Annotated in this window: 4 protein-coding genes; all 4 read right to left on the reverse strand. The window is 65.5% G+C overall.

The genetic code is table 11. From position 1 onward, the window contains the following. Positions 1-420 (reverse strand): CmcJ/NvfI family oxidoreductase (locus MOV74_RS33845; RefSeq protein ID WP_309486861.1); only part of this gene is annotated, 420 nt, incomplete at its 3' end. 324 nt (positions 421-744) lie between these two features. Further along, positions 745-1,683 carry an ABC transporter substrate-binding protein gene (locus MOV74_RS33850; RefSeq protein ID WP_246931329.1) on the reverse strand — a complete coding sequence of 313 codons (939 nt, stop codon included), beginning with the start codon at positions 1,681-1,683 and terminating at the stop codon, positions 745-747. Further along, entirely contained in the window at positions 1,680-2,780 is a 1,101-nt protein-coding gene (locus MOV74_RS33855) for an LLM class flavin-dependent oxidoreductase (RefSeq protein WP_246931330.1), read from the reverse strand. Before MOV74_RS33855 ends, MOV74_RS33850 begins: the two co-directional genes overlap by 4 nt. Before the next feature lie 30 nt (positions 2,781-2,810). Next, a partial coding sequence (locus tag MOV74_RS33860; RefSeq protein WP_246931331.1) for an acyl-CoA dehydrogenase family protein occupies positions 2,811-3,569 on the reverse strand: 759 nt, incomplete at its 5' end.

A 3,569-nucleotide genomic window follows, 5' to 3' on the forward strand; every position in this document is an offset into this window, starting at 1 on the left:
GACATGGACGCGCGTCGCCGGCTGGCGCGGACCCCCGCCGCGAATGTCGGCGGCACCCTCGACGCGCTTGCGCACGGTATGGTCGAAGATGACGACGCGGTCGGCCTGCAGCGTCGCGCGCAGGAACGCCTCGACGGCGGGATAGTAGACCGCCCTCACCTCCTCATCGTCAAAGAAATCCTTCACCCGGGTCGGATGGCGCACCAGCGCAAAGCCTTCGCGATCGAGCGAGAAGTTCTGGGCGATCAGCCGCGCATCGAAGATCGGCACCTGATGCGGCTCGGCGAGCGCCGTGCTCTTCGGCTCGCCCGGCGGCGGATCGAAGGCATAGGTGCGCGGCTTGGTTGGTATCGGTGCGAGATAGTTGAGTTCGGCAGTGACGAAAGGAAGCGACTCGATCTTTGTTTCTTGCAGGCCCATGGCCGGTCTCCCGATGTGGTCGTCGGATTGATTTTTGCGGGGATGCGAAGGGGCGCAAGGGAGACGGTGCAAATAGCAATGGGGGTGTTGCTGCCAGCGCGATACGCAGAAAGAACGTTTCGAGAAAGACTGCCGGGTTAGAAGGCCCACTCTCGTTTCACGGATGCTTGAGCGCCTTGCGAGGTTTCGTGCCCCGGACGCAGCGCATCACGCAGTGGTGCGCTGCTGAGCCGGGGCCCATCTCGCGGCGGACGCTTGCAGCATGGGTCCCGGCTCTGCGGAGCAGCGTTACGCGTTGCAGCGCGTCCGGGACACGAGACCTCGCTACAATCCCGCCTTCACGATCGCATCCGCAAACGAACGATCCACGATCTCGGCGGCATCGAGCTTCTGCTTGATGAGGCCCCAGCGGAAATAGAGGTCGATCGTGCTCTGCTCGTCCGCGACTACGCCGTCGTCGATCGGCGCGATGCGGATCTTTGCGCGCGATAGCCAGTTCTGCGGCACAGAAGTCGGGATGTTCATCAGCCTGCCCCAGGTCGCGGCATAGCTGTCGATATTGTTTAGCGACCACGCCCGCGCGGCGGTGAGGCGGCGAATGAAATCCGTCAGCTCCGCGCGCTTGTCCCTGATAGCGTCGGGTCGTGCGACCTGGAAGCTCAGCCCCGGCGTCAGGCCTTCCGAGGTGATGATGCGACGCGACTTGAACAGCACCTCCTCCTGGCTGACATACGGCTCCCAGGTCGACCACGCATCGACGGAGCCTTGCGTGTAGGCGATCTTGGCATCGGAGGGCGCCAGGAACGCGATCTGCACGTCGCTCGCAGCCCAGCCGTTCTTCTCCAGCGCGGCGAGGATCAATTGATGACCGATCGAGCCGCGGCCGGTTGCGATCTTCTTAGCCCGCAGATCGGCAAAGCTCTTGATCGGCGAATTCTCCGGCACGAGGATCGCGAGGCCCTCGCGAGTCTGCCGGATCGCGGCAATCGCCTTGACCGGCGCGCCGGAGGCCGCGGCGAAGGTGAAGGGCGCGTCCCCAACGAGCCCGGTCTCGATCGCGCCGGCACTGAGCGCTTCCAGCAAGGGAGCTGCCGCCGGAAACTCCTTCCACTCGATCTTGTAGGGAACGTCCTTGAGCACGCCGGCCGCTTCCATCACGGCCTGCGCATTGCCCTTCTGGTCGCCGACGCGCAAGGTGGTTTGCGCCGCCGCGAGCTCGAACGAAGCGAACAGTAGCGCCCCGGCCAGCATGAGGCGGATCATTCCGCGGCCTCCCCGCGAACGGCTTGGCGCTTGGCGATCAGCTCCCGGGTCAGCGGGATCAGCTCGCGGCCATATTCGATCGCATCGATCAACGGGTCGAAGCCGCGGATCAGGAAATGGCCGATGCCGAGGTCGTAATAGTCACCGAAGACCTCGGCGACCTGCTCGGGCGTGCCGACCAGTGCCGTGGTGTTGCTGTTGGCGCCGGTGAGCTTTGCGATCTCGGTCCAGAGCCGCTTGTCGATGCGGCTGCCCTGGTCGGCGAGCGCGAGCAGGCGTCGCGCGCCGGCGGTAGCGTGGCCGTCGGCCGGCTTGCGATAGCCGGTCTTGTCCTGAAGCGCTGTGGCGCGCGCCAAAATCTCCTCGGCCTTCTCCCAGGCCTGCTTTTCGGTGGGGGCAATGATCGGCCGGACCGACAGGCTGAAGCGCGGCGTCGGCCGCCCCTGGCGGACCGCAGCATTGTGAACACGGGAGGTGACGTCACGCACCTGCGCGTAGGATTCTCCCCACAGCGCAAACGTGTCGGCGTGCTTGCCGGCGACGTCGATCGCCGCATCCGAGGCGCCGCCGAAATAGATGCGGATGCCTTCGGGGCGATAAGGCTTCACCTGCGAGAAGGCATTCTCGACCTGATAGTACCTGCCTTTGTAGGTGAACGGCTTGTCGCTGGTCCATTCCAGCTTGAGCACATCGAGGAATTCGGAGGTGCGGGCGTAACGCTCGTCCTTGTCGTCGAGCGTATTGCCGTCCTGCCTGAGCTCAGCTGCATTGCCCCCGGTGATGACGTGAAGCGCGACCCTGCCGCGCGAAAATTGGTCGAGCACGGCGAACTGCCGCGCCAGCAGCGTCGGCGCGGTGAATCCGGGCCGCTGTGCGATCAGCACGTTGAGGCGGGAGGTCGTGTTGAGGACGTGCTGGGCCACCTGGAGCGCGTCGGGCGAGGTCGAATGAAATGCCAGCAGCGCGCGATCGAATCCCGCGTTCTCATGCGCCTTCGCCACCGTCTCGATGTGGGTGGGGTCGAGCACCGGTCCTTGGCGGACGACGGTTTCGGACGAATTGTTGTTGCTGATGAAGCCGATGAACTCGATCGACATGTCCGTCTCCTGATTGTTTTCCGGGAAAAGCTAGAGGCCCAATGCGGCTCGGCCGAGACCGATGCGCGTGGAATCGTCCTGCGGCGTGTGCACTCGGCCGCACAGCACGTCGCGATAGTGCCGCTCCAGCGGATTGGCGCGGGACAGGCCGTGATTGCCGGTGAGGGACAACGCGTCCTCCACCGCGGCAACGGCGTTGTTGGTCACGGTGAGCTTGACGACGTTGGACTCGCTTGCGGAGAGCTGCACGCCGTCATCGAAATCACGCGCAAACGTGTCGATCAGCCGCGCATTGACCGCGAGCCGCGCCTCGATGGCGCCGAGAATCTCCTGCGCCCGTGGCAGGCTCGCCAGCGGCGCGCCGAGGCTGGCGGGAACGCGTTGCTTCAGGAAGGAGATCAGCCAGTCCCGCGCGGCGCGGGCGACGCCGTCATAGATCGCGGCGACGAACACCGTGTGAATGGTCGCCTGCGTGAGGTCGGGCGTGCGCCAGTCCGCGGGCTTGCGCAGGTCGACCTCGGCATCGAGCGGGATCACCACATCGTCGAAGATCACGTCGTGGCTACCGCTGGCGCGCAGGCCATGATGGTCCCAGGTCTCGACGATGCTGGTGCCCGGCAGACCCGCCGGCACCAGGAACTGACCGACGCGCGGCTCGGCTTCATCCGTCCGCGCCCAGACCAGATACCATTTCAGGATCGGCGAGCCCGTCGAATAGATCTTGTGGCCGGAGAGCCGCCAGCCGGTCTCGGTTCGCCGCGTGATCGTCGCCGGCAGACCGCCGCGGGC

It is taken from the genome of Bradyrhizobium sp. SHOUNA76 (assembly GCF_023006445.1).
Taxonomy (GTDB): domain Bacteria; phylum Pseudomonadota; class Alphaproteobacteria; order Rhizobiales; family Xanthobacteraceae; genus Bradyrhizobium.

Coding starts and splice junctions, on each gene's coding strand:
- MOV74_RS33855 (WP_246931330.1), bottom strand. CDS start 2,780: ATGTCGATCGAGTTCATCGGCTTCATCAGCAACAACAATTCGTCCGAA.
- MOV74_RS33850 (WP_246931329.1), bottom strand. CDS start 1,683: ATGATCCGCCTCATGCTGGCCGGGGCGCTACTGTTCGCTTCGTTCGAG.